The 26,445-nt window shown below is 55.0% G+C and carries 18 protein-coding genes; 14 read left to right on the plus strand and 4 right to left on the minus strand.

Features of this window, described 5'->3' with window-relative positions; translation table 11 throughout:
- The first annotated feature begins 116 nt into the window (after nt 1–116).
- From KJS42_RS13855 to KJS42_RS13900, 10 genes are all read left to right on the plus strand, one after another.
- A complete protein-coding gene (locus tag KJS42_RS13855; RefSeq protein WP_155606774.1) occupies nt 117–1,940 on the plus strand; it encodes a sensor histidine kinase in 1,824 nt (607 codons plus the stop codon).
- Nucleotides 1,933–3,465 (plus strand): response regulator transcription factor, encoded by a 1,533-nt coding sequence (locus tag KJS42_RS13860; RefSeq protein WP_213623193.1) that lies wholly within the window; start codon nt 1,933–1,935, stop codon nt 3,463–3,465. Before KJS42_RS13855 ends, KJS42_RS13860 begins: the two co-directional genes overlap by 8 nt.
- Before the next feature lie 198 nt (nt 3,466–3,663).
- Nucleotides 3,664–5,151: an ABC transporter substrate-binding protein gene (locus tag KJS42_RS13865; RefSeq protein WP_155606772.1), complete on the plus strand. Its 1,488-nt coding sequence runs from the start codon at nt 3,664–3,666 to the stop codon at nt 5,149–5,151.
- Between the two features lie 82 nt (nt 5,152–5,233).
- Nucleotides 5,234–6,163 (plus strand): ABC transporter permease, encoded by a 930-nt coding sequence (locus KJS42_RS13870; protein WP_213623194.1) that lies wholly within the window; start codon nt 5,234–5,236, stop codon nt 6,161–6,163.
- Nucleotides 6,164–6,187: 24 nt separating this feature from the next.
- Nucleotides 6,188–7,105, plus strand: coding sequence for a carbohydrate ABC transporter permease (locus KJS42_RS13875; RefSeq protein ID WP_155606770.1), 918 nt, complete (start codon nt 6,188–6,190; stop codon nt 7,103–7,105).
- 422 nt (nt 7,106–7,527) lie between these two features.
- On the plus strand, nt 7,528–9,765 hold the full coding sequence (locus KJS42_RS13880) for a glycoside hydrolase family 3 N-terminal domain-containing protein (protein WP_244868482.1): 2,238 nt from the start codon (nt 7,528–7,530) through the stop codon (nt 9,763–9,765).
- A gap of 5 nt (nt 9,766–9,770) precedes the next feature.
- Nucleotides 9,771–12,887, plus strand: coding sequence for an alpha-mannosidase (locus KJS42_RS13885; RefSeq protein WP_213623196.1), 3,117 nt, complete (start codon nt 9,771–9,773; stop codon nt 12,885–12,887).
- A gap of 164 nt (nt 12,888–13,051) precedes the next feature.
- Nucleotides 13,052–14,371: a glycoside hydrolase family 125 protein gene (locus KJS42_RS13890; RefSeq protein WP_213623197.1), complete on the plus strand. Its 1,320-nt coding sequence runs from the start codon at nt 13,052–13,054 to the stop codon at nt 14,369–14,371.
- A gap of 26 nt (nt 14,372–14,397) precedes the next feature.
- Nucleotides 14,398–15,396 carry a glycoside hydrolase family 130 protein gene (locus KJS42_RS13895; RefSeq protein WP_213623198.1) on the plus strand — a complete coding sequence of 333 codons (999 nt, stop codon included), beginning with the start codon at nt 14,398–14,400 and terminating at the stop codon, nt 15,394–15,396.
- A 50-nt stretch (nt 15,397–15,446) separates the two neighbouring features.
- On the plus strand, nt 15,447–18,182 hold the full coding sequence (locus KJS42_RS13900) for an alpha-mannosidase (protein WP_213623199.1): 2,736 nt from the start codon (nt 15,447–15,449) through the stop codon (nt 18,180–18,182).
- Nucleotides 18,183–18,581: 399 nt separating this feature from the next.
- On the opposite strand, the gene KJS42_RS13905 is transcribed toward KJS42_RS13900, so the two are convergent.
- Genes KJS42_RS13905 through KJS42_RS13915 form a run of 3 tightly spaced genes read right to left on the minus strand, consistent with a single transcriptional unit; the run spans nt 18,582 to nt 21,439 of the window.
- A complete protein-coding gene (locus tag KJS42_RS13905) occupies nt 18,582–19,439 on the minus strand; it encodes a sugar phosphate isomerase/epimerase family protein (protein WP_213623200.1) in 858 nt (285 codons plus the stop codon).
- A gap of 35 nt (nt 19,440–19,474) precedes the next feature.
- Nucleotides 19,475–20,353, minus strand: coding sequence for a sugar phosphate isomerase/epimerase family protein (locus tag KJS42_RS13910; protein ID WP_213623201.1), 879 nt, complete (start codon nt 20,351–20,353; stop codon nt 19,475–19,477).
- Nucleotides 20,354–20,380: 27 nt separating this feature from the next.
- On the minus strand, nt 20,381–21,439 hold the full coding sequence (locus KJS42_RS13915; protein ID WP_213623202.1) for a Gfo/Idh/MocA family protein: 1,059 nt from the start codon (nt 21,437–21,439) through the stop codon (nt 20,381–20,383).
- A gap of 142 nt (nt 21,440–21,581) precedes the next feature.
- On the opposite strand from KJS42_RS13915, the gene KJS42_RS13920 reads away from it, so the two are divergent.
- Nucleotides 21,582–22,442 carry a helix-turn-helix domain-containing protein gene (locus KJS42_RS13920; protein ID WP_155606761.1) on the plus strand — a complete coding sequence of 287 codons (861 nt, stop codon included), beginning with the start codon at nt 21,582–21,584 and terminating at the stop codon, nt 22,440–22,442.
- A 41-nt stretch (nt 22,443–22,483) separates the two neighbouring features.
- On the plus strand, nt 22,484–24,409 hold the full coding sequence (locus KJS42_RS13925) for a beta-N-acetylhexosaminidase (protein ID WP_213623203.1): 1,926 nt from the start codon (nt 22,484–22,486) through the stop codon (nt 24,407–24,409).
- 6 nt (nt 24,410–24,415) lie between these two features.
- Here the strand turns inward: KJS42_RS13925 and KJS42_RS13930 are convergent, their stop codons facing one another.
- Nucleotides 24,416–25,375: a helix-turn-helix transcriptional regulator gene (locus KJS42_RS13930; RefSeq protein ID WP_213623204.1), complete on the minus strand. Its 960-nt coding sequence runs from the start codon at nt 25,373–25,375 to the stop codon at nt 24,416–24,418.
- Between the two features lie 147 nt (nt 25,376–25,522).
- Here KJS42_RS13930 and KJS42_RS13935 point away from each other — a divergent pair, with 147 nt between their 5' ends.
- Both KJS42_RS13935 and KJS42_RS13940 read left to right on the plus strand, forming a co-directional pair.
- A complete protein-coding gene (locus tag KJS42_RS13935) occupies nt 25,523–25,945 on the plus strand; it encodes a VOC family protein (RefSeq protein WP_155606758.1) in 423 nt (140 codons plus the stop codon).
- A 96-nt stretch (nt 25,946–26,041) separates the two neighbouring features.
- Complete coding sequence (locus tag KJS42_RS13940) at nt 26,042–26,380, plus strand: thioredoxin family protein (protein WP_244868477.1); 339 nt, start codon at nt 26,042–26,044, stop codon at nt 26,378–26,380.
- Nucleotides 26,381–26,445 lie beyond the last annotated feature (65 nt).

Genomic DNA, 26,445 nt, shown 5'->3' on the forward strand with positions numbered 1-26,445 from the left:
TATTCGCCGCATTACAGGGTGGCAGCCCGGGAGCTTGCCGCTACCCCGTCAAGAACGGCTAATCCCATGTAGCCCCAAAGGCATGGTATAATTGACCTTGCACGAGGAGGGAAGACATGTTCATTCGGAACATTTATCGGAATTACTTCAAGAACAACTTGTTCATGAAGATCATCTTGTTTTTCTCGGTGATTACGATCGTTACGATCATTACGTTTTCATATTTAATGTTCATGTTTATGTCCGAGTCCGCGGTGCAACGGCAGCTGGATATCCAGAAGCGAGCGATCGAAAGCGTCAGCGATTACATCGGTGGCAAATACGACTCCGTGCAGTCCATGGTGCGGGACATTTATCGCGATGAGGAGCGGGCCTCGAATACTTCCTTTTTCCTGGAGCATCCGTATCAGGATTACGTGAATTACCGTCTAGACCGATTCTATATGGAAAATAGTTCGTCTACGGACACCGTGTTGTATTTCCGCAACGTGGTCGATGATGATCCGGACATTCGTAGTTTGATGTTATATAGCGCGGATCTGCAGCAGCTGTATGTCTTTGGCAGCGATAAGCAGTTTAAGATTATCCCCACCAATCAGGCCCGATCGTTCGTGCCCGATGTGATGTATCAACAGGAAGGGATGAACGTGGGGATCTCCAATATATGGGTGCGCAAAACGGTGGGTTTACCGAATACCCCGATGTATTCGGTTCGCATCCCGATCAGTAATAAGCTTACGCTTCGCAACATTGGTCAACTGGATGTTTATTTCGATACGGCGAATGTGTGGGGCAGTCTGGCGATGTACAGAGAAGACCTGAAAGGTTCAATCCTGGTCTTGTCCGCGGATGGCAACGTGCTGTTCGATACCTCCGGAACTTATTATGGCCGGAAATATCCCTATACCGAGCAAATTAACTCATTGTACGACACCGGGGTGCTCGGCAACGGGATGATCGCCACCAAGCTGACGCAAAGTCAGGGGGGATTCACGGTGCTCAGTACGGTCCCGAAAGAGGAGTTGGCCAAAACCTATCAAGGACTGCGCAACACGATCCTAACGATCAGTTCCATTTGCATTCTGTTTGCCATCCTCATCCCGGCTCTATTCATCAGCAATTTCGCGAAACGAACGAACGGCATTATCCGGTTTACCCGGAGAGTTCGCAATGGCGATTTCACGGCACGGATCGCCGATGTACGGGAGGACGAGCTGGGGCAAATCTCGAAAAGCTTTAACGACATGTTGGACGAGTTGAATTTGTATATCGACCGGGTGTTTAAAGCAGAGATCAAGCAGCAGCAAACGGAGCTTGTTGCCTTACAGGCCCGGATCAACCCGCATTTCCTGTACAATACGCTTGAGGTCATCCGCATGCGTGCGATCTCCCAAGGGGCCAGGGATGTGGGCGAGATGATCTACAGCTTATCCGTTCTGTTCAAAAGCATGGTGCAGCAAAAGAAAAACTATACGCTGAAAGACGAGCTGGAAGCCTGCCGGTTGTATCTGGAATTGTTCCGCATCCGTTACAAAGATCGCTTTAACTATGAGATCGAAGCCGATCCGGCGCTCTACGGCAAAGCGCTCGTCCGGCTTTCCCTGCAGCCGATTGTGGAGAATTATATCGTTCATGGGATTCGAACGGACCAATTTGATAATCAGATCTCGATCGATGTGCGGGAAGACGGGGATACCCTGGTGGCCGTGGTACATGATAACGGGAAAGGCATCGAACCGGATCGGCTTACGGAAATCCGCCGGGAGCTGGAGCGGGAGGAAGAAACCGGGCAAATGTTCGGTTTGCGTAGCGTGCATACGCGATTGCGTTTCTTGTACGGTCCGGCTTACGGGATAGAAATCGACAGCGTGCCCGGTTCAGGGACAACGATCATCGTTCGTTACCCCAATCGGGAAGGAATGGAGGGCGAAGATGTATAAGGTGTTTATCGTCGATGATGAACCATTTATCATCGAAGGTTTATATGATATTGTCGACTGGCCGCAGTTTGGCCTCGAAATCGTCGGGCATGCGGAGAACGGTCAGCAGGCATTGGATGCTCTGGGTTCAACGCCGGTCGATGTATTGATCACAGACATCTCCATGCCGGTGATGAACGGGTTAACGCTGATCTCCGAGGCGAGGAAGCTTCACCAGGAACTGAAAGTCATTATTTTAAGCGGATTTAACGAGTTCGATTATCTCAAAGAAGGCATGAAGCTAGGCATCGAAAACTACTTGCTGAAACCCATTAACCTGGAGGAGCTGGAGTCGACGCTGCGCAACACCGTGCAGAAGCTGGACAGCCTGCAGTCGGACGGACTATATGACGCCTATGATGTCCAGATTCTAAAGGATAACACGCTGTACCGCTGGCTGAACGGGCAAATCGCAGCCGCCGAATTTGAGGAGCGGGCCGAGCTGCTCGGACTGAATTTACATGGGCCTTGCGCTGCGGTTGCCGTATTGCGCACGGATGGCAATTCGGCCGAAATATTCGAACGAACCGAACGTTATCTCAAAGAGCAACGGGGAATTACCCTGTTCCGTGATGTGGACGGCGATATCGTGATTGTGGGTTCCCTCCCCAAAGGGGCAGTGGAAAAACGGACATTTGCAGAGTGGATGGAGCACCTGTCCCTCGAGCTGTCTGTCATGAACCGGACGATCCAAATCGGCGTTGGGAGTGTGGGCCGGCTTCCCGAGGCGGCTTCACTCAGTTACAAGGAAGCCAAACGCGCTCTAGAGTACTACTTGATTTATCCTGACCGGAGGACGATTGAATATAAGCTGCTGGAAGGCGACCACGGCGGCAACAGTGTTCTGGAGAGCGGTTATCCGCTAGCATGGGATGATTACGCCAAGTTGATTTTGGCCAAGGATAAGGAAGGCTTGAAGGAGTGCATTTGCCGTGATTTTGAGCAGTTGAAGCAGTTGGAGGGGGTCCGCCCCGAGGATTTGCAGAACGCTGCATTGGAGCTGGTTGTCCGCTTTAAGATGGAGCTTCAGCATATTAAATATACAGAAGAGACGGACTTGTTTAAGAAAGCGCTCCAACGTGTGCAACGCTGTGAAACATACCAGGGACTGATCGAAATTCTTGAGGGCTTAGCAGAGGAGACGGTTTGCTCCTTGCTGCAGGACGCGAAAAATCCGGTTGTGCATCAAGTGTTGACTTACATCGATACGCATTATGCCGATGAGTTGTCGCTAAAAACGCTAGGAGCGCAATACCATATACATCCGGTTTATCTCGGACAGTTATTTCACAAGGAGACCGGCGTGTCCTTTGCCGAGTACATTAATAAATATCGGATTGATAAGGCGAAGCAGCAACTCAAGAACACCAATCTCAAGGTGCACGAAATCGCCCGGAACGTAGGGTATTGGGAAATTGGTTATTTCTATAAGCAGTTTCGAAAATACGTGGGGATCTCCCCCACCGACTTTAAAGCGCTGCATTAGATAGGAAGGGGATGGGTACCCTGGATCAAGGAGATTTAGGCCTGCCGGAAAGGTAGGTTTTCCTTGGATCCGGGGTATTGTCCTTTTCTTTAATTTGTACCTCGATTTTTTAAGTTTATCTTCTTTTTGTAACGGCTTTCATCCGGTAAGGTTAAGGTAGTTAAACAAAACAAAAGAGCTTCAAAGGGGAGGATCAGCATGAGTAAAAACAAAAGAAGTTTTTCTTTCGTACTTGCCACTCTGATGGCCTTAGTGCTTGTACTAAGCGCATGCGGCGGCAACAAGAACGCTGAAAGCAATAACGGTTCTGCAGCGGGCAATTCGGAAGAAGCGGTCAACCTGATTTGGTACACAATCGGGACGCCTCAAAAAGACGTAGACCGCGTTATGGAAGAAGTCAGCAAGTACACCAAAGAGAAAATCAACGCAACGATCACCATGAAAATGATCGATTGGGGCGATTACACGCAAAAAATGCAAGTTAACGTTGCTTCCGGTGAGCCGATGGACATCGTCTTCACTTCCGCCGGCGGTTTCGACTACGTACAAAACGCTAGAAAAGGTGCATTCCTGGAGATTGATGATCTGCTCGAGAAATACGGACAAGATCTGAAAAACACCATCGACCCGGCCTTCCTGGAAGGTTCCAAAGTCGACGGCCATAACTACGGCATTCCTGCCAACAAAGAATTGCCACAACAAGAAGTATGGCGCTTTAACAAAACGTTGGCTGACAAATACAACGTAGACATCACTAGCATTCGTTCCTTGGAAAGCATCGAGCCATTGCTGAAAACGATCAAGGAAAACGAACCAGGCGTAACGCCTTTTGCAATGGACAAGAACTACGTTCCTTACGTGCCTTATGATTACATCATCCAGAACTTGCCGATGGCTGTGAAACTGGATACGACCGATTATAAAATCGTAAACATCCTGGAAACGCCTGAAATGCAAGCAGCTCTGAATCAAATGCACAAGTACTATCAAGCAGGTTATGTAGCTCCTGAAGCTGCAACCACCGGTTCCACCAGCGACCTGATGACTTCCGGTCAATGGTTCATGGACCGTGCGCAAACCCAGCCGCTGGCTGATAACCTGTGGTCTGCAAGCTATGGCTACCCTGTGGTTTCCACACCGGCTAGTGATGCGATCATCACGAACACTTCCGTTCAAGGTTCGATCATGGCGATCTCCGCGAACTCCGAGCATCCAGAGAAAGCAATGGAATTCCTGAACCTGTTGAATACCGATCCAGTGTTGCGTAACATGGTTGACTCCGGGATCGAAGGCGTTCACTACAAGAAACTTGACGACACGCACTACGAAAACTTGGCAGAATCGAAAAACTACGACATGCCATCTTACTCTTTGGGCAACAACATGCTCCTTTACTTGAACCCGAACGACGCAGACGACAAATGGGAGCAATTCAAGAAGTTTAACGCAGAAGGCGTCAATTCGCCGATCCTGAGCTTCAACTTCGACAGCACGAAAGTAGCAACTGAAATGGCAGCCGTACAGAACGTAAAAGAACAATTCTGGTCCTCGCTGATGACCGGTACGGTTGATCCGGCAGATTACTTGCCGAAAGCAATCGAAAAATTCAAAGAGGCCGGCCTTGACAAGGTCATTGCTGAAGCCCAAGCTCAGCTCGATGCCTGGAGAGCTGCGAACAACAAGTAACAATTAAAGAAACGAAAGGGATCGGGCGGGTGATTGTTGCGCCCGATCCTTTTTCATTATTTTTCGACAGGAGGGGAACATCATGACTGCATTTTTCAAAAACCTGCTCAAGAATAAAGTCATGTTATTTATGGTGTTGCCGGGTGCCGTCTGGTTTTTCTTTTTCTCGTACCTTCCGTTGGTCGGTACGATTACGGCATTTAAGCAATACCGCTTCAGCCGTGACGGTTTTTGGGCCAGTATTGCCCATAGCAAATGGGTAGGCTGGGATAACTTCAAATTCCTGTTCAGCACCAACGATGCTTTTACCATTACTCGCAACACTTTGTTTTATAACCTTGCCTTTATCTTCATCGGACTAGTCCTTTCTGTAGCTATGGCGATTTTGCTGTCCGAGCTGGTCGGCAAAACGATGGCAAAAGTTTATCAAACCGGGATGTTCCTGCCTTATTTCCTTTCCTGGGTTATCGTCGGCTATTTCGCGTTCAGCTTCCTGAGCATGGACCGGGGGATGATTAACCAAATCCTAGGCTGGTTTGGCGCGGAGCGGATTAACTGGTATTCGGAGCCGAAGTATTGGCCTTATATCTTGATTTTCGTCAACCTGTGGAAATCGATCGGCTATAACAGCGTAGTCTACCTGGCTTCGATTATGGGGATCGACAAATCGCTTTACGAGGCGGCGATGATCGACGGGGCCACCAAATGGCAGCAAATTCGGAACATTACGATTCCTCTGCTCTCCCCGATCATTATTATTATGACCCTGCTTGCGGTAGGACGGATCTTCTATGCTGACTTCGGCTTGTTCTACCAAGTACCGAGAGATTCGGGCACGCTTTATCAAGTGACTAACGTCATCGACACTTACGTATACCGCGGTCTGAAAACAACCGGGGAAATCGGCATGAGTACGGCAGCTGGCCTTTATCAATCGGTGGTAGGCTTTGTTCTTGTCATGGTTTCCAACTATGTCGTGCGAAAAATTGATAAGGACAGCGCCCTATTTTAAAACAGCTGAAAGGAGTGTCAGAGAATGGCGGAGATTGCTAGAAAAACCAAAGATTTTCATAACGTCTCTCGCGGTTGGAACGCCGTTTTGCACCTGATTGCAGGGATTTTCTCGTTCTTGTGCGTGTTCCCCTTTATCTTCGTGGTCATTATTTCTTTCACGGATGAAAAAACGCTGGCAACGGACGGTTACCGGTTGTTTCCGGCCAAATGGAGTCTGGAAGCTTACCGCTTCGTGTTCGAAAGCGGCGATTCGCTGCTTCGCTCTTACGGCGTGACGATTCTGATTACCCTCGTGGGAACTGTGATCAGTTTGATCATGATCTCGCTTTACGCTTACGCCATCTCGCGGAAGAGCTTCCGTTACCGGAGATTTTTCTCCGTATTTGCGATCGTTACGATGCTCTTTAACGGCGGGATGATCCCGACTTACATGGTGGTATCCCAGTTGATGGGGTTGAAAGATACGTTGTGGGCGCTAATTTTGCCGCTTGCGATGAATGCATTTTATATCATGATTTTACGTACGTTCTATAGTACGAGCGTTCCGGAAGCGATCATTGAATCGGCGCGGATTGACGGCGCCGGCGATTTCTTTATCTTCCTGCGCATCGTCCTGCCGCTGTCGCTGCCGGGCTTGGCGACAATCGGATTGTTTAGCACATTAGGTTATTGGAACGACTGGTTTAACGCGCTGCTGTATATCGACAATCCGAATTTGGTGCCGTTGCAATCGATGCTGATGCGGATCGAATCGAGTATTGCTTTTATTCAACAGAACTCGCAAAACAGCTCACTGAGTTTGACCGCACTGCAGTCCATTCCGCAAGATACGTCGCGGATGGCGATGGTCGTGCTTGCGACATTGCCAATTATTTTTGCTTATCCGTTCTTCCAACGGTATTTTGTACAAGGACTTACGGTGGGCGCTGTCAAAGAATAATAGTGGTGGTTCAAAAATTGCCTTTTGATCACGAAGTAGTACCAAGTAGTGTAATCGGCATCGAATCTTGAATTCAGCCGGGCCTTCCGTTGCTCACGTAGCCTCCAGCTACGCTGTGCTACTCAGTCCCTAGCTTCATCCAACCTTCTCGGTGCTGAACAGTCAATTTTTGAACGTCTATTTAAAATTTATCAAAACCTGATCAAAACCTGATCAAAACCTGATCAAAACCTGATCAAAACCTGATCAAAACCTGATCAAAACCTGATCAAAACCTGATCAAAACCTGATCAAAACCAGAGTTACTCCCTTTTGAACTCTTATGGAATGAAAGTAATAATTAAAGGAGCGAGGTGGAGACGTTGCTTTACAAAGACAGATCGAAACCCGTCCCGGAACGAGTGGAGCATTTGCTCGGACTGATGACATTGGAAGAAAAGGCCGGCCAGCTGGTCCAGCCTTTCGGTTGGCAGATCTATGAGCATAAAGACGGAGAGATCAAGCTGACCGATTTGTTTAAAGAGCAGGTGCAAAGCGGCGGAATCGGCTCGCTGTACGGCGTGTTGCGCGCCGATCCGTGGACAGGCGTGACGCTGGAAACCGGCTTGTCGCCGCGCGAGGGCGCAGAGGCGGTCAACGAAATCCAACGTTATGCCATCGAGAACTCGCGCCTCGGCATCCCGATCCTGATCGGGGAAGAGTGCTCGCACGGCCATATGGCGATCGGCGCCACGGTCTTTCCGGTGCCATTGTCGCTCGGCAGTACCTGGAACGTGGAGCTGTATCGCGAGATGTGCCGGGCAGTGGCCCGGGAGACGCGCAGCCAAGGCGGCGCGGTCACCTATTCCCCGGTCCTCGATGTCGTGCGTGATCCCCGCTGGGGCCGGACCGAAGAATGCTTTGGCGAAGACGCCTATTTGATCGGCGAAATGGCCGTGGCTTCGGTCGAAGGCTTGCAAGGGGAACGCTTGGACGGAGAGGACAGCGTGGCAGCCACGCTGAAGCACTTCGTCGGCTACGGCAGCTCCGAGGGCGGCCGCAATGCCGGCCCGGTTCATATGGGGCGGCGCGAACTGCTGGAGGTCGACCTGCTGCCGTTCCGCAAGGCGGTGGCAGCCGGTGCGGCTTCGATCATGCCGGCCTACAACGAGATCGACGGGGTACCTTGTACGACCAACGAAGAATTGTTGGATGGCATTCTGCGCGGCGTGTGGGGTTTTGACGGCATGGTCATCACCGACTGCGGCGCGATCGACATGCTCGCTTCCGGCCACGACGTGGCGGAAGACGGACGGGACGCAGCGATCCAGGCGATTCGCGCGGGCATCGATATGGAGATGTCCGGCGTGATGTTCGGCAAGCACCTGGTGGAGGCGGTACGTTCGGGACAGCTGGAGGAAGAAGTGCTCAATCAGGCGGCACGCCGCGTATTGACGCTGAAATTCCGACTGGGGCTGTTCGAACAACCGTACGCCGACCCGGCGCGGGCCGAGCGGGTCATCGGCAGCACGGAACATGTGGAGCTGGCACGGCAATTAGCCAGCGAAGGTATCGTGTTGCTCAAGAATGAAGGCGGCGTGCTGCCATTGTCCGCAGGCGCAGGTAAAATTGCCGTTATCGGCCCGAACGCCGATGTGGGCTACAATCAGCTGGGCGATTATACCTCGCCGCAGCCGCGTTCTACGGTAACGACTGTGCTGGGCGGGATCCGCAGCAAGCTGGCTGGAACGCCGGAGCAGGTGTTGTATGCTCCAGGCTGCCGGATTAATGGCGACTCTCGGGAAGGATTCGATGTTGCCTTGTCTTGCGCGGAGCAAGCAGACACGGTGGTTATGGTCGTCGGCGGCTCCAGCGCGCGAGACTTCGGCGAGGGGACGATTGACCTCCGAACCGGTGCATCCAAAGTGACTGGCAATGCAGAAAGCGACATGGACTGCGGCGAAGGCATTGACCGGATGAACCTCAGTTTGTCCGGCGTACAGTTGGAGTTGATTCAAGAAATTCATAAATTGGGTAAACCGCTTGTAGTGGTTTATATCAACGGTCGGCCGATTGCCGAGCCGTGGATCGACGAGCATGCCGATGCGATTCTGGAAGCCTGGTACCCGGGTCAGGAGGGAGGGCATGCCGTCGCGGATATCCTGTTCGGCGACGTGAATCCTTCCGGGCGACTGACGATTTCCGTTCCGAAGCATGTCGGACAGCTCCCGGTCTACTACAACGGCAAACGTTCGCGGGGCAAACGCTACTTGGAAAATGATTCGCAGCCGCGGTACTCGTTTGGATATGGGCTGAGCTACACCGAATTCAACTATAGCAACTTAAAGGTTGAGTCTGAAACGATCGATACGGACGGCACAACGAAGGTGACGGTTGAAGTGACGAACGTGGGCGACCGGGCTGGCGCGGAAGTGGTACAGCTGTACATCTCCGACGTTGCTAGTACCGTGACTCGGCCGGCGAAGGAGCTGAAGGGGTTCCGCAAGGTATTCCTGCAGCCAGGTGAGACGCAGACGGTGGAGTTCCAGGTTGGTTCGGAACAGCTGCAGTACATCGGACGGGATTATAAACCGGTGGTGGAGCCGGGAGAATTCCGGGTGCATGTCGGCAAGAATGTGAATGATACGCTGAGCGCCAATCTCTTTGTGCGGGAGGGTTAATATACATGGAACGCATCAGACGTTTTATCCGGGAGCTGTCGGAAGCTCAGTGGCTTGATCAGATCGAGCTGCGCGGGTGGGAGATTACTTCTTCCGTATACCAGGTTCCCGGAAGTTATACCAAAGAAACGCCTTATCTGGAGGGGCAAGCCTTCGAGCGGTTCCCGAGCACGCAGGGAACAACGTATTTCTTCCGGACTCAGTTGGAAATTCCGGAAGGATGGCGCGGCGGACAGGTGGGTCTCATCTTTGCTTCCGGCGGCGAAGGGTTGTTGCGAATCAACGGCAAATCAGCCCAGGGTTTGGACCGGAACCATACGTTCGTAACGTTGCCGCAGGAGCAGGGACAAGGCCCCCTCTCGCTGGAAATCGAGCTGTATGATCCGATCCCCGAGCCGGTGGATCCGCTGAACCAACAAGCGGTGATTCAGCCGCCGATTACGCGGATTGACAGCCGACTCGTGCTGGTGAACCGGCCCGTGCAAAGCCTGATGTATACGGCAACGATCGTCCGCGATGCGGCGGTACTGTTGCCGGAACAGGATTTTCGGCGCACCCGCTTGATCGAGGCACTATATAGCGCCATGGACGGGTTTGTGACGCTGGATGCGGAAGCGGTCCGCGAAGGCGGAGCGATTGCCGAGTTGGAGCAAAGCTTTGCGGAGCGTGTGAAGGCCATTGGCGGTAATGCCGAGGGCCTGATCCAGATGGTCGGCCAGTCGCATATCGACATCGCCTGGTTGTGGCCGGTGCGGGAGACGGTGCGCAAGACCAGCCGGACCTTCTCGACGGTCGACGCGCTGATGAGCGAGTATCCGGAATACCGCTACACGCAAAGCCAGCCGCTGCTGTTCGCCTTCCTGAAGGAGAACGACCCCGAGTTGTACGAGCGGGTGAAGGCGCGGATTAAGGAAGGCCGCTGGGAATTGGTTGGCGGCATGTGGGTGGAGCCGGATTTGAACCTGCCAAGCGGCGAATCGCTGATGCGGCAGATGCTTTACGGGCAGCGCTTCTATCAAGAGGAGTTTGGATTCACCTCCGAGATCGAATGGCTGCCGGACACGTTTGGCTATTGCGCCTCGTTGCCGCAAATTTTAAAGCATGGCGGGATTCGTTATTTCATGACGACCAAGCTTGGCTGGAATGATACCAACGTATTCCCGTACGATCTGTTCCATTGGGTTGGTATAGACGGTACGCCTATGCTGTCTTATCTGAACCATGGCGTAAACGAGAATACGCTGCCGAAGGACGTTCATGAGCACTGGCAGTCCTACCGTCAGAAGGCCGTCCATCCGGAGCAAATGCTGCTCTACGGACATGGCGACGGCGGTGGTGGGGTTACTCGCGAAATGCTGGAGTACATTAACCGCGCTGAGCTGATGGTGGGTCAGCCGGCGAGCGAATATAGTACGGCGACGGAGTTCTTCGCTGGCATCGAAGCGGCGCAGCCGAAGCTGCCAGCGTGGCACGGCGATCTCTACTTGGAATTGCACCGGGGGACGTATACGACCCACGGACGTAACAAGCGCAGCAACCGCAAGGCGGAAATTTTGTACCGCGAGGCCGAGCTGTGGAACGCGTTGGCCGCTCCGGCTATGCCGAAGGATCAGCAACGCGAGGCACAAAGCACGCTGCAGGCGGGCTGGAAGCTGATCTTGTTGAATCAGTTCCATGACATTATTCCGGGCTCGGCGATTACCGAAGCGTACGAGACGTCAACGAAGGAATATACGGATATTTTTGAAAAAGGCAACACCGGCCTGCGTCACGGCCTAACAGCGTTGGTCGAACGGGTAACCACCACGGGTGAAGGTACGCCATACGTTGTCTTCAACAGCCTGGGTTGGACTCGCGACGCGGTTGTGGCACTTCCGGACCAAGCTTATCGCAGCGGCGCGGCTGCTTACGATGAGCACGGTACGCGGCTTGAGCTGGACGTCCGGACCGGACTTAGCGGCGACTCGGCGGCTTGGGTCCGCGTGCCGGAGGTTCCGGCGTTTGGTTACAAGACGATTTGGTTACGGGCCGAGGCGGCTGCAGCCGCTGGAACGACGGCGACTTCATCGGCCGGAATCAAGGGTTTCCAAGGCGAGTGGGAAACGGAATTCTACCGCCTGAAATTTAATGACCGCGGCGAGATCGTTAGCTTGTGGGATAAGGAAGCCGGCCGGGAAATCGTGAAATCGGGCGAAAGCGCGAACCGCTTCCACTTCTATCACGACCGTCCGACCCTGTGGGATGCTTGGGACATTGACCCGCGTTATGAACAGCAGCCGGCCGGTGAGGCTGTATTGCTGGAGAGCGGTCTGGTCGCAAGCGGTCCAGTCCAAGACGTGCTGCGCTTCCGCTGGAATCTCGGCCAATCCGAAATCACGCAGGATGTGATCCTGTATCATCACGACAAACGGATTGATTTCCAAACGAAGGTGAATTGGAACGAAGCCCATAAGCTGCTGAAAGTCGGGTTCCCGATCGATGTTGTCTCGGACAAAGCGACTTACGAAATTCCGTTTGGCGCGTTGGAACGTCCGACGCATCGCAACACGAGCTGGGAGCAGGCGCAATTCGAAGTGTGCGGGCACCGGTTCGCCGACGTTTCCGAACGCGGCTACGGCGTCAGCCTCCTGAACGACTGCAAATACGGCTACGACATCCAGGGCAGCACGATTCGGTTGTCGCTGCTGCGGGCACCGAAATGGCCGGACGTGACCGCCGATCTCGGGGAGCATGAATTTACGTATTCGCTGTATCCGCATCAAGGCGATTGGCAGACTGCTCATACGGTGCGCGCTGCAGCCGAGCTGAACCACATGCCGGCCGTGCTAGCGGCCGGAGTGCAGGAAGGCACGCTGCCTTCCTCAGGGGCGTTGTTAGGATTTGCGGGAGAGCATGTTGTGCTCGACACCGTGAAACCTGCCGAGGATGGCGATGGCGTGATCCTGCGTCTGTACGAGTCGGCAGGCGGCCGCGAACGCGTGGCGTTGAATTGGAACGAGCCGGTTTCGGCCGCGTTCTTGTCCGACGCGCTAGAGCGGGAGCTTGAACCGATGACGATGGACGCTGGGCGGATCGAGCTCGATTTTGCCCCATATGAGATCAAGACGTTGAAGTTGAAGTAAGTAGGAATTGACGAGTTGGGGTGGTGTGGGGCTGCTCGGCAGGTAAATTAACAGGATAAAGTACCGTTAATATGTAAGATCACCCGCCCAGTCGCCCAGCCCCCCCTCACTCGATTAGTTGATACGAAATGAAATGACCTATAAAGGAGCGAGAAGACAAGCTCATGGAACAATTTAGACTCCCGAAAATACCGATGCCGCAGCTGGAATTGCCGCAAGCCGTCAAGGACGTACTGGCCGAAGCGGAAACGAAATTGGCGCATCGCCCCAAATTGCTGCAGCTGTTCAAGAACTGTTTCCCGAACACGCTGGATACAACGACGAAGCTGATGGACGACGGAACGACCTTCGTCATCACCGGTGATATCCCGGCCTCCTGGCTGCGCGATTCCGTGGAGCAGGTGATCCATTATGTGCCGTTCGCCAAGAACGATCCCGATTTGCAGCGGATCATCAGCGGGTTGATCAAACGCCATATCAACTATGTGCATATCGATCCGTACGCCAACGCGTTTAACGAATCGGCCAACGATTGGCACTGGAACACGACCGACGTAACGGAGATGTCCCCTTGGGTTTGGGAGCGCAAATTCGAAATCGATTCCTTGTGCTTCGTGGTCCGCTTGGCTTATACGTATTGGAAGGAAACCGAGCTGACCGATATTTTTGACGCCGGCTTTAAAGCCGCAATGCGGAAAATCTACGAGTTGTTTAAAACCGAGCAGCATCACTTTGAGCAATCGCCTTACCGCTTCAGCCGCAACAATGGGATCCCAACTGATTCCCTGCGGAACAATGGTTTGGGGATGCCGGTCAACTATACGGGAATGATCTGGTCGGGCTTCCGCTCCAGCGATGACGCCTGCGATTTCCACTACAACATACCAGGCAACATGTTTGCGGTTGTAACGCTGCGTCAAATGCAGGAATTCGCCGAATGGGTCTTCCGCGACATGGACTTCTTGGCCGAACTGAAGGAGCTGGAGTTTGAAGTCTACCATGGGATCCAGCTGTACGGGATTTACCGCCATCCGGAATTCGGTCCGATTTACGCCTACGAAACCGACGGTTTCGGCAACTACTGCCTGATGGACGACGCCGGCACGCCGGGTCTCATGTCCATTCCGTACCTGGGTTACGTTGGCGCAGACGATCCGATCTATCAAAATACACGGCGTTTTGCACTGAGCAAAGAGAACCCGTTCTACTTCGAAGGCAAAGCAGCCAAAGGCATCGGCAGCCCGCATACGCCGGAGAACTACATCTGGCATATGGCCCTGTCGATGCAAGGTATCACGGCGCAAACGAAGGAAGAGAAGCTGGAAATGATCGCGATGCTGGAGGCCACCGACGCCGGTACCGGCTATATGCATGAAGGCTTCCACGCCGATGATCCCAACACGTTTACGCGCAAATGGTTCGCTTGGTCGAACAGCTTGTTCTCGCAGCTGGTGTATCGTGCAATGCAGGAAGGTATTTTGTAAACTCATATCCCAAAGGAGACTTGACCATGAGCAAAATTATCGGCGAAGCCCTGAAAAATATCCCTTGGCAAGACAAACCGGCCGGTTCGAACGCGCCGGTATGGCGTTACTCCCAGAACCCGATCATCCAGCGTCACGCGATCCCGAACTCCAACAGCGTGTTTAACTCAGCAGTCGTGCCTTTTGAAGGCGGATTTGCCGGCGTGTTCCGCTGCGATTCCCGTTCGGTCAGCATGGATATTTTTGCAGGGTTCAGCGACGACGGCGTGAACTGGAAAATCAACCACGAGCCGATCCAATTCGAAGGCGACGAGGAAATCACCAAACGCGAATACCGTTATGACCCGCGCGTCACCAAAATCGGCGACCGTTACTACATCACCTGGTGTAACGGCTACCACGGCCCAACGATCGGGATTGCTTACACAACCGACTTCAAGACGTTCCATCAGTTGGAAAACGCCTTTCTTCCGTACAACCGCAATGGCGTGTTGTTCCCGCGCAAAATCGACGGTTACTACGCGATGGTCAGCCGTCCAAGCGACACGGGGCATACGCCGTTTGGCGATATATTCTACAGCGTGAGCCCGGACCTGACGTTCTGGGGTAAACACCGTTACGTCATGGGGACGATTAACGGCGATGCTTCCGCATGGCAATCGAAAAAAATCGGCCCAGGACCGGTTCCGATCGAAACCGACCAAGGCTGGCTGCTGATCTACCACGGCGTTATCAATACTTGTAACGGTTTCGTATACCGCATGGGCTGCGCCCTGCTGGACATCGACAAGCCATGGATCGTCAAAGCGCGTTCGCGCAACTACATCCTCGGCCCAGAAGAGCTGTATGAATTAGTTGGCGACGTGCCGAACGTCACCTTCCCTTGCGCAGCATTGACCGACGCCGAGACCGGCCGCATCGCTATCTACTATGGCTGCGCCGATACGGTAACCGGCCTCGCGTTCACCACCGTGGACGAGCTGCTGAAGTACATGGAAGAATATCCGCTGGAGACGGAAGCGTAAGCCGTCACGTGAGGATATCAAACCACGGAGGAAAGTGGGGGTTTAGATAAATGAGCAAGCAGAGAACGGCCCATATCATTTCCCATACACACTGGGATCGGGAATGGTATTTGCCTTACGAGAAGCATCACGTTCGCCTGGTGGAGCTGGTGGACGCGCTGCTGGATAAACTGGACGGCGATTCGGCGTTCCGCAGCTTTTACCTTGACGGTCAAACGATCATTCTTGAGGACTATCTACAGGTGCGGCCGGAGAACAAGGAACGTCTGGAGAAATATATCCGTGAAGGCCGTATTCTAATCGGGCCTTGGTACATTCTGCAGGATGCGTTTCTGACGAGTGGCGAAGCGAATGTCCGCAACATGCAAATCGGCCACCAGGACGCGTTAAAATACGGCGCTCCAGCGAAGATCGGTTATTTCCCCGATACCTTTGGCTTAGTCGGGCAAATCCCGCAGTTGATGCAGCAGTCCGGGATTGGGAATGCCTTTTTTGGCCGCGGCGTGAAGCCGACCGGCTTCAACAATACCGTGTCCGACGGCGGGTACGAGTCTTCCTTCTCAGAGCTCATCTGGGAAGGTCCGGACGGTTCCAAGGTGCTCGGTATCCTGTTCGCCAACTGGTATTCAAACGGCAACGAAGTGCCGGTGGATGAGACGGAAGCGAAGGCGTTCTGGGATCGCAAGCTGGCGGACGCGGAGAAATACGCAGCCACCGGCGAGCTCCTGTTCATGAACGGCTGCGATCATCAGCCGCTGCAGTTAGACCTCCCAGAAGCGATTCGCACGGCGGAGAAGCTGTACCCGGACACGAAGTTCGTTCATTCGAACTTCCCGGAATATTTGAACGAGCTGGAATCGGCGCTGGAAGGCCGCGAGCTGTCCACGGTGAAGGGCGAACTGCGCAGTCAACGTACGGATGGCTGGGGCACCCTCGTGAACACCGCTTCCGCACGCGTGTACCTGAAACAAATGAACCAAGAAGGCCAGGCTTTGCTGGAAAAAGTCGCCGAGCCGCTCGCCTCGATGGCGAACCTGCTCGGGAAGGATTACCCGCATCACCTGTTTACGTATGCGTGGAAAACCTTGATGCAAAACCATCCGCATGACAGCATCTGCGGATGTAGCGTAGACGAGGTTCACCGCGAGATGGTCACCCGCTTCGCAAAGAGCCGCCACGTTGCCGAGGCGCTCATCGACGACAGCAAGCGGGTGATCGCCGATGCGGTGAACACCTCCGTCTTCGCCGGATATGGCGAAGACCCGTTGCCGCTGGTCGTGTTCAATACGACCGGCTGGAGCCGTACGGGCACGGTGTCCATCGAGCTGGACGCCGCTCGCCTGTATTTGCGTGACGGCCTTGGCCTTGAAGAGACCGGCCGCCGCATGAAGGCGGTGGATCTGTCGGGCCGCGAGCTGGTCGACGAGCAGGGGAACACGGTGCCTTGTGCGGTGGAGGATCTCGGGCTGCTGTTCGGCTATGACTTGCCGGACGACAAGTTCCGCCAGCCGTACATGTGCCGCCGCGTGAAGCTGACGTTCCAGGCGACGGATGTCGCTGCTCTGAGCCTGCGTACCTACGCGTGGGTGCGCCGGAAGTCGGCGGCTGTGGCTGCTAAGCCAGCTTCGTTGTTCACCGGTCACTGGGTGATGGAGAATGCGAACCTGAAGGTGGAAATCGCGGAAGACGGATCTTTCGTGATGATGGATAAAGCGACGGGCCAGGTGTATCGGGACCTTGGCGTGTATGAGAATACCGGCGATATCGGGAACGAATACATGTACAAGCAGCCGGAGGGTGAAAAGGCTCTGACCACGAAAGGGCTGGCGGCGCAAATCCGTGTGCTGGAGGATGCTCCGTTCCGCGCTTCCGTGGAAGTGTGCCATGACTGGGAGATCCCGGCGTCCGCAGACGAGAAGCTGGACGAGGAGATGCGGGAGTTAGTGTACTATCCGTATCGCAAAGCCCAGCGCAGCAGTAAGCTGACGACGCTGAAGCTCCGTACAGTCATTTCGCTTGAAGCCGCCGGCAAAGGCGTTCACATGGAAACGACGATCGATAACACGGCGAAGGATCATCGGATTCGCGCGCTGTTCCCAACCGATCTGAAGGCATCGACGCATCAGGTGGATTCGATGTTTGAAATCGCGGAACGCAGCATCGAACCGGCGCCGGAATGGGAAAATCCGAGCAACACGCAGCATCAGCAAGCGTTCGTGGACGTCAGCGGCGAGGGAGCCGGCTTGACGGTGGCCAACCTCGGCTTGAACGAATACGAAGTGCTGCGCGACGGCCGAAACACGATCGCGGTCACGCTGCTGCGCTCAGTAGGCGAGCTTGGCGACTGGGGCTTGTTCCCGACGCCGGAGGCCCAGTGCCTGGGCGTACACACCGCTCGGATGGAGCTGATCCCGCATAACGGCGACGGCGTTGCGTCCGGCGCGTTTACGGAGGCTTACCAGTTCCAGATTCCGTGGACGGTCAGCCAAACAGAAATGCACGAGGGGACATTGTCCCCGGCGTATGCTCCGTTCCAATGGGAAGGCCAAGAGCTGGCGTTCTCCTCGCTCAAAATGAACGAGGCGACCGGCGACCTGCTGCTCCGTTGGTACAACATGAGCAAGCAGTCTTCGGAGCTGACGCTTGGGCTAAACATTCCGCATGAGCATTTCTATAAAACAACGATTCTCGAAGAAGCCGCAGCGCCGCTCTCCAAGAGCGCGGCAGGTTGCCTGTCGCTGCTGGCCGGCCCTTGTGAAATCGTCACGATCGGGATTCGCCGATAATTCGGGGAAACCCTGTTGAACCTAAACCGGAAAAAAGGATTATAAAGGTTATCCTGCCATTACTTGTAATGGCGGGATAACCTTTTTGTTTTGTCTATATTGTCTTTGGGAGCTCTTTGCAGGATTATCCCTTTTGTTCAGGAACCTGATTCCATCTGATTCAAGGGGATAATCGTGCAATGCTCTCGAAAAGTTTGTCTTTGCAGCCCCTTTGCAGGATTATCCCTTTTGTTCAGGGGTGGAGGGGGAGGAAGGAGCGGAGCTGGGAGTGACAATTAGATCTATACGGTGCAGCCTGATTCAAGGGGATAATCATGCAAAGCCCTGGTCAGTAAGGGGTGGCAGAGCTCAAAAAAAGTGAGGTATACGAAAGTATACCTCACTGAAGATGAATCTGAGTTAGACTTCGTCCCAGATGCGCCGGACGTTGTCGAAGGCGATACGCGTACCTTGCCGGCAGTCCTCCATGCCTTCGTATTCGATGGAGAGGTAGTCATCGTAGCCGGATGCCTTCACGATGCGCAGGATCTCCCATAGATCGAGGTCGCCCTGGCCGGCGATCGCGCCGCGCAGGTATTTGCCGCCTGCGCTGCGGAACCAGCCGGCGCCGGGGTTGCGGCCTTCGGGCCGTACGTAGAAGTCTTTGACGTGGACTATCGAGGCGTAGCCGATGTTCTTCTTCACGGCGACGACGGGGTTCTCGTCGACGCAAACGAAGTTGCCGACATCAAGCGTCGTCTTGTAGTTTGGCCGATCGACGGCATGGATCACCGCCTGAACCCGGTCGCTGGCCTGCACGTAATAGCCGTGGTTCTCTAGGCTGGTTGTGATCCCGTACTGCGCGGCATAATCGGCAATCTCCCGGCAAGCGTCCGCGATCCGCGGCAGGTCCTCCTGGAACCGGACGATCGAGGTGTCCGGTCGGGAGGCGACGTCATGCCGCATCAGCTTGACGCCAAGCGCATGGGCGTGGTCGACCTCGCGTTTGACCCGGGCGATCTCCGCCGCATAAGCCTCCTCCGAATCCACGATGAAATTGGCGCCGATCGCGTAGTTGGATATGGCAATCCCAGCCTGCGCCGCGCGCTCGCGGATTTGCTCGATCAGCTCGGGGGTTTCCCCAAAATCAAACCCCAGCGGTACGATTTCGATATGCTCTCCGCCGATGCCGGCAACCCAATCGATCACCTCAAGAAGGGTCATCGATCCGGACTGCATCGCTTGATAGAGACTGTAAGAGCTGACTCCCAGTTTCATGAAAGGTTCATCTCCTTTAGTGGTAGTGTGGCCGTCTATCCCCGGAACGAGCGGATAAAACCAACCGCTTGGCGAATATCCTCCTCCGGGTTGTCGCCGACTTCGCGTTCGATCGTCAGGTAGCCGGTATAGTCGATTTCCTGAAGGGCGGCGAAATAGGCCGGGAAATCGACGCTGCCCGCGCCGAGCGGCACCTCTTCGAAGCCCGCGCCAGAGGCGGCCATTTCGGCGATTTTCTCGTGGCTCATCTTGTCGTAGCCGAGGAAGCCGTACACGTCTCGCGGATCAACTGAGCGGCGGCGGATGCCGTCTTTGACATGCGTATGGACGATGTAATCCCGAAGCGTCTTAACGCCTTGGACCGGGTCATCTCCCGTGACCATCACCATGTTGGCCGGGTCAAAATTGACGGAGACGCCGTTGGTGGTGAGGGTATCCAGGAAGCTTTTGAGATGGGCGGCCGGTTCGGGTCCGGTTTCGATGGCAAAATAAGCGTTCAGGCTCTTGGCATAAACGCCCAGCTCCTCGCAAGCCTGCTGCATGGCCGCATAAATCGGACTGTTTGTGTCCTCCGGTACGATGCCGATATGCGTCGTGACTACGTTTGTGCCCAGCTCAACCGCGAGATCGAGGATTCGCTTCGACTTTTCGATTTTGGACGGATTGGAGGTGGCGTCCTGAAACCCGTGGCCGGCGAGGTCGCCGCACAGGGCGGAGATCTCTAGCCCCAGGCTGTCGATGTAATCGCGCAGCTCCTTGCGTTTGGGTCCGATCAGTACCGCCGGGTCCATCTCGCCGGAAACGGCATAAATCTGTACGCCTTCGGCTCCGGCCGCCTTCGCCTTTTTCAAGCCTTCCTTAACGCCTACGCCAAAGCTATCGACGATAATACCGATTTTGTTATTCAGCTTCATTCCGTTCGCGCCTCCTTAGATTCCAAATTAGAAATGGATTTCCCGGCCTTCAGCAGCCGATTCGTAAATCGCGTTCAGGATTTTGATCATTTCTACGCCGTCCTCCACTGGGCTGATTGGCGGGATGCCATCCAGGCAACTGGCGACGAAATGGTTGATTTCGTTCTGGAAGCCACCCTGAAAATCGAATCCCGGCGAGGTGATTTGCGGTTCGATGTTAAGAATGGTGTTGTGGCGTTCGGTCACGATCGATAACGCCGGTTCGATTTCAGCGCCGCCCTTGTCTCCATAAATGTTAACCAGGGCCGAATTTTGCTTGGCATGGAGGGAGAAGCTGACGTCGACCATCAACGAAGCGCCGTTCTCGAAGCGGATCAAGGCATTGGCCATGTCTTCGACCGTGTTGAAGGAAGCGTCGTAATCTGCCGCTTGATAAAAGGCATAGTTCTCGATATTCGAGCGATTGCCCAATTTCGCGTAAATGTTGCCGCTCACGGACTTCACCTTCGGTCGGCCCATCAGGTACCAGCAGAGGTCGATGACGTGCACGCCGATGTCGATCAGCGGACCGCCGCCCGAGCGTGCCTTGTCTGCAAACCAGCCGCCCGGATTGCCTAGCCGCCGGATCAGGCTCGCCTTTGCGAAATAAATTTCGCCGAGGTCGCCGGCGTCGATGAATTTCTTAAGTACCGCGATGTTGGAGGCATGCCTGCGCACGTAACCGACTTGCAACAAGTTGCCTGTCCGCTCAACCGCCTGCTGCATTTGTAACGCTTCGTCCACGGTGATGCAAAGCGGTTTTTCGCAGAGGACTTGTTTGCCCGCTTCCAGGGCGTCGATGCTGATGGCGGCATGGGAGTTGTTCCAGGTGCAGATGCTGACCGCCTGAACATCCGAGTTGGCTAGCAGGTCGTGATAATCCGTGTAAACGTGGGGAATGTCGTACTTGCCCGCTATGATACGGGCCCGTTCTTCATTAATGTCGCAGATCGCCAACAGCTTGGCCCGCGGGTTGGCGCGGTAAGCCTGAAGATGGGATTCAGAAATCGAACCGCTGCCGATCAAACCGATGTTCAGTTCACTCATTTTTCGCAGGTGCACCCTTTCGTTCTCCGCGCGAGTTTGCTACAATGAGAGCATTCATTCGCTAGGATATGTTTTATTTATTCAAAGTTATGATTAGGCACCCCTAATTTAGCACAGGCATTTTAAAGGGAGAATGTTCAGGATGACAAAGTATCTGGATTATATGATCAGTCCTGAGCCGATCCGACTGTTCAATCCCGCGGTGGATGCCAGCCGGCGCAAAATCCAATCGTTAGCTGTCGTGAACGCCGGCCATTTGCCTGGGCGCACGATGCAGCGCGCAGATGCGAGGTTCCGGTATTGGGCGTTTGTGGTGATCACGGGCGGAAGCGGGTATTACCAGGTCGGCAGCGCGGACAGGCAGGAGGTCACGGCCGGCTCATGGTTCTGCTTGTTCCCGGGCGAAACGTTCCATTACGGTCCGCACGCGGAAGGGCATTGGGATGAGTATTACTTCACGGTGGAAGGCTCACGGGTTGAGGAGTGGCTTGGCAGCTGGCTGCAGCATCCCGATCAGGTCCAAAAAGCAACGATCGACGACTCGGTCATCAACCGGATGGAGCTGATGTTCATGTTGATCGACAGCGGTATGCCCAGCAATCTCGACCGGGCTTCGCTGATGCTGGAGGCGTTTCTCTACGAGCTGGTGTCGCAAGCGGATCAGGCGGAGGCCGGGAACCGGGGGCGGTTCGTGCTCAAGGTGATCGAGGACATCTCCGCTTCGTTGTACGCGGATCCAACGCCGGAGGAACTGGCGGCGCGGCATCATATCTCGGTGTCGACGCTGCGGCGGATCGTGCATGAATATTCGGGTTATCCGCTCAACGAATTCATACACCGGCTGAAGGCGGCCGAGGCCAAGAACGTCCTGCTCAACACGGAAAAAAGCGTCAAGGAAATCGGTGAGGCGCTAGGGTATCAGGATACGTTTTACTTTTCGCGCGTATTCAAGCGAATCACCGGGTACTCGCCGCGGAGCTATCGGAGCCGGGGCGGACAGTAGGTCTGAGCGTAGGGGTTTACACTATAGAGGAGGTTCACGGGATGAAGCTTTATTTTCAAGGGATGGACAAGGAATTAGTTGATGGCGTGAAAGAGTTGGAGGCTCAGCTCGGATTCCAGCCGGACCCGGCGGGACTGCCGGTGGAAGTTGTGCGGTTGCCGCAGGACGCTGGGCATTTGCGGGTGTCGCTCAGCGGAGGGATGGGCCGGATCGAGTATGGGGAGAAGATTCATTTTTTCCGTGCGTTAGGGTTGTTTTTGGAGCAGGCCAAGATATCGGAGGCGTTTGATCTGACCGAACGGCCGAACTTCGATTACAACGGGGCGATGCTGGATGCTTCGCGCAATGCGGTGATGCGTGTGGACGCGATCAAGCAGATGCTGCGGTATATGGCGGTCATGGGGCTGAACGGGCTGATGATGTATACCGAGGACACGTATGAGGTGCCGGAACTGCCTTACTTCGGCTATATGCGGGGACGGTACACCGCGGAGGAACTGCGGGAGTGCGACGACTACGCAGCGCAGTTCGGCATCGAGATGATTCCGTGCATTCAAACGCTGGGACATTTGTTCCATGCGCTGAAATGGCTTTATGCCGAGCCGCTGCGGGACCATCCCGACATTGTGCTGCCGGGTACGCCGGCGACGTACGAATTCTTGGAGCAGACGATTCGGGCGGCTACGGCCCCGTTTCGGTCGAAGCGAATCCATATCGGCATGGACGAAGCGTTCCAGGTCGGACTGGGCCGCTATTTGCGGGACAACGGCTTCCGCGACCGGTTCGAGGTGATGAACGAGCACGTGGGGCGGGTCATGGAGATCACCGGGAAGCTAGGGCTTGAACCGATGATCTGGAGCGACATGTATTTCAACCTGCTGTCGAACGACGTGCAGGGCGGGTTGTACAACATGGAGGCGGATTTTTCCGCGGAAAATATGGCGAAGATCCCGGACGGCCTCCGGTTCGTCTACTGGAACTACTGGGGGACGGACGAGAACGCGTATAAGGAAGTGTTCGACAAGCACCGGCTGCTCGGGTCGGAGCCGCTCTTCGCGGGGGGCATCCACATGTGGAATTTGATGGCCCCGAACCACGGCAAAACGTGGTCGTCCATGCACCCGGCGCTGCGTGCGGCGAAACGGAGCGGCCTGCGAGAGGTGTTTGCGACCGCGTGGGGCGATAACGGGAACGAGGCGAATCATTTCGTGATTTTGCCGGGGCTGCAGCTGTTTGCGGAGTACGGGTACCATGACGGCGAGGTGACGGACGAGCATCTGCAGAAGCGGCTTGCCGCCTGCACGGGGCTCGATTTGTTCGGGCCGCTCGAAGCGTTGAAGGGGATGGACGAAGTGCCGGAGGTCCACGAGGGGAACTATTACGGCGCGAATCCGTCGAAGTTCTTGCTTTGGCAAGATCCGCTGATCGGCTTGTTCGACAAGCACGTGGAAGGCATGGAAGGGACGTTGCCGGATTATTATGGCGGACTGGCCGAGAAATGGCGGAGCTACCGTGAGGCAGAAGGAAGCGGGTTGACGGAGCTGTTTGCCGCGATGTTTGCCTTCTACGAAAAGCTCGCCGCCGCGCTGTCCGTGAAGTCGACGCTGGGCGTGACGATCAAGCGCCTTTACGACGCCGGGGACCGGGACGGACTGCGGCAGATCGCCGACGAGACGCTGCCGGAGCTGCGTCATCGGGTCGAAGAGCTGCGGGTGGCGCATCGGGAGCTGTGGCTTGGAACGTATAAGCCGTTTGGCTGGGAAGTGCTCGACATCCGCTATGGCGGGGTACTGAGCCGCGCCGCGTCGGCGCGCGACCGCCTGCTGGACTATGTGAACGGCCGCGTTTTGTTGCTGGAAGAGCTGGAGGCGGAGCGCCTCGTATTTAACCAGAACAATGTGTTCGGCACGCTGGACGTAAACGGCCTGTACCACCAGATCGCGACGGCGGGTTCGCTGTCGATGTAATATGGCCTAAGAATACTTCTCCAGCAGCTCGGTCAACCTCCGCTTGATCGAGTCCACCAACTCCGGCGGTTCGAGGGCGGTGGCATCTTGGCCGAGACCGATGAAGAACGAAGTGAGGTACGGGAGCTCGCTGGCCGGGATCGGTCCCTCCAGCCGGCCGGAGCCGTCCTCGCGGACGTTCAGCTTCAGACTGCGGCGGATAAGCAGGCCTTCGCACGCTTCGACGCCCAGCTGGCTGAGCTCGACAACGCAGTTGACCCGCGCCGGCTTGCGCCCGAGGTGTTCCTCCCAGTTGCCGAGGTGCACATGGCGCAGATCGAGCGGTTCCGGAACACCGGATCCCTCGGCGGGTTCGGCTGCGACGATGCGGTCGCAGCGGAACAAGCGGAAATCGCGGCGCTCGAAGCAGTAGGCAGGGCAATACCACAAGCCACCGCTGGCGAAGATACCGACTGGCTGAATCTGGCGGCAGGTAGAGACGCCGTGGCGCGATTCGTAGTTGATACGGAGGACTTGCTGCTGAATGGCTCCTTCGAGCAACAATCCTAAAAAAGGAAAAGCCGATTGTCGCGACGGGGTCACGAAGTCGATGCGGTTCTTCATTTGATCGATCCGGTCCCGTACGTCACCGGACATATAGTGATAGAACTTGCCGAGCGCCGAGGAGGCTTCCGTTTCGAACGGGAGAAACTCATAATGGCGCAGGGCGTGGCTGGCGAAGAAGATCGACACCGCTTCCTCTTCGGTAAACGCGATTGGAGGCAGTACGCGTTCGTTTAGCACCTGGTATCCGCCGTGCGGTCCAACCTCGGAATATAAGGGGACCCCGAGTTCGCCAAGCTCCTGCAGGTCCCGAAGGATCGTGCGGGGCGAGACGCCGAATTCATCGGCCAATTCCTTGACGGTGAACTTTCGTTTGCGGTTGACGGTCATCATCAGCTCCATGAGCCGTTTCGATTTGGACATGGTTTTAAAGCTCCATTCATCATTTTTTTAATTATGACAATAGTTGTCACTATTATGAGCTACACTAAGTACAAAGTCCAGCGAAACGGACTTGAACCGGCGCTTCGGTGTCCGGGGAAGTGACAACTAATAAGGAGCGGATCGAAAATGATCATGTTGGCTAGCCCGTTGATTGCGATGGATGGAGAAGCGGCAGAGGCGATTGCGTTTTATGAACAAGCGTTGGAGGCAAAGGTAGTCTTCAAGCAAACGTTCGGCGAAATACCGGAGCCCAAGGAGCCGATGAGCGAAGAGATGCAGAAGCGCATCAACCACTCGGTACTGAAGCTGGGAGACGCTGAAATGTACGTATCGGACAAGTTACCGGGAGAGACGCACAGCGTCGGCAACCAGGTGACCGTGTGCCTCACGGTAGACACGACGGAGCACGCGCAACGGTTGTTTGACGCCCTGAAGCAGGGGGGCGAGGTGCACCAACCGCTGCAGCCGATCTTTTTCAGTCCGGCGTATGGGATCGTCACCGACAAATTTGGCGTCACCTTCTACGTGTTTACGAAACGCCCGGCGTAAAGCCGGATCCTCGGCGGCCTTTTCGCTTTTTTGGCGAAAGGGCCGTTTTCCTATGCTATGATAGGGATTAGGAGAATGACAGGGAGGTGGGAGCCCGTGCCCCTACGCGAAATCACTGAGCAGGAATGGCTGATGCAAACGGAGAAGATGGTGGAGACAGAGTATGCGGAGAAGGCAAGCGGCAGAGAGGCTTTATTGTTCGTAACGGCTCTCTGCGGGACTTGCCAGTTGGCGGAAAAGATGCTGGAGATCGTCCTGGCGTCCGGCCCCTGCATTCCAGTTTCCAAGCTGAACATCAACTATACCCCGAAGCTGCGGGAGCGGTGGCAGATTGCCAGCGTCCCCTGTCTGGTCGTGCTGCAAGACGGCGTGCCGGTCCGACAGGAATACGCCATGCGTTCGGTGGTGGACTTAAGTGAGTGGCTTCGGGACTGATCGCTTTGGTCAATAGTAAAAGGAAAGCGGTAACAACGGACTCTTAATTTTGCGATAAAGGTGGT

It is taken from the genome of Paenibacillus sp. J53TS2 (assembly GCF_018403305.1).
GTDB classification, from domain to species: Bacteria; Bacillota; Bacilli; order Paenibacillales; family Paenibacillaceae; genus Fontibacillus; species Fontibacillus rhizolycopersici.

Coding starts and splice junctions, on each gene's coding strand:
- KJS42_RS13855 (WP_155606774.1), top strand. CDS start 117: ATGTTCATTCGGAACATTTATCGGAATTACTTCAAGAACAACTTGTTC.
- KJS42_RS13860 (WP_213623193.1), top strand. CDS start 1,933: ATGTATAAGGTGTTTATCGTCGATGATGAACCATTTATCATCGAAGGT.
- KJS42_RS13865 (WP_155606772.1), top strand. CDS start 3,664: ATGAGTAAAAACAAAAGAAGTTTTTCTTTCGTACTTGCCACTCTGATG.
- KJS42_RS13870 (WP_213623194.1), top strand. CDS start 5,234: ATGACTGCATTTTTCAAAAACCTGCTCAAGAATAAAGTCATGTTATTT.
- KJS42_RS13875 (WP_155606770.1), top strand. CDS start 6,188: ATGGCGGAGATTGCTAGAAAAACCAAAGATTTTCATAACGTCTCTCGC.
- KJS42_RS13880 (WP_244868482.1), top strand. CDS start 7,528: ATGACATTGGAAGAAAAGGCCGGCCAGCTGGTCCAGCCTTTCGGTTGG.
- KJS42_RS13885 (WP_213623196.1), top strand. CDS start 9,771: ATGGAACGCATCAGACGTTTTATCCGGGAGCTGTCGGAAGCTCAGTGG.
- KJS42_RS13890 (WP_213623197.1), top strand. CDS start 13,052: ATGGAACAATTTAGACTCCCGAAAATACCGATGCCGCAGCTGGAATTG.
- KJS42_RS13895 (WP_213623198.1), top strand. CDS start 14,398: ATGAGCAAAATTATCGGCGAAGCCCTGAAAAATATCCCTTGGCAAGAC.
- KJS42_RS13900 (WP_213623199.1), top strand. CDS start 15,447: ATGAGCAAGCAGAGAACGGCCCATATCATTTCCCATACACACTGGGAT.
- KJS42_RS13905 (WP_213623200.1), bottom strand. CDS start 19,439: ATGAAACTGGGAGTCAGCTCTTACAGTCTCTATCAAGCGATGCAGTCC.
- KJS42_RS13910 (WP_213623201.1), bottom strand. CDS start 20,353: ATGAAGCTGAATAACAAAATCGGTATTATCGTCGATAGCTTTGGCGTA.
- KJS42_RS13915 (WP_213623202.1), bottom strand. CDS start 21,439: ATGAGTGAACTGAACATCGGTTTGATCGGCAGCGGTTCGATTTCTGAA.
- KJS42_RS13920 (WP_155606761.1), top strand. CDS start 21,582: ATGACAAAGTATCTGGATTATATGATCAGTCCTGAGCCGATCCGACTG.
- KJS42_RS13925 (WP_213623203.1), top strand. CDS start 22,484: ATGAAGCTTTATTTTCAAGGGATGGACAAGGAATTAGTTGATGGCGTG.
- KJS42_RS13930 (WP_213623204.1), bottom strand. CDS start 25,375: ATGTCCAAATCGAAACGGCTCATGGAGCTGATGATGACCGTCAACCGC.
- KJS42_RS13935 (WP_155606758.1), top strand. CDS start 25,523: ATGATCATGTTGGCTAGCCCGTTGATTGCGATGGATGGAGAAGCGGCA.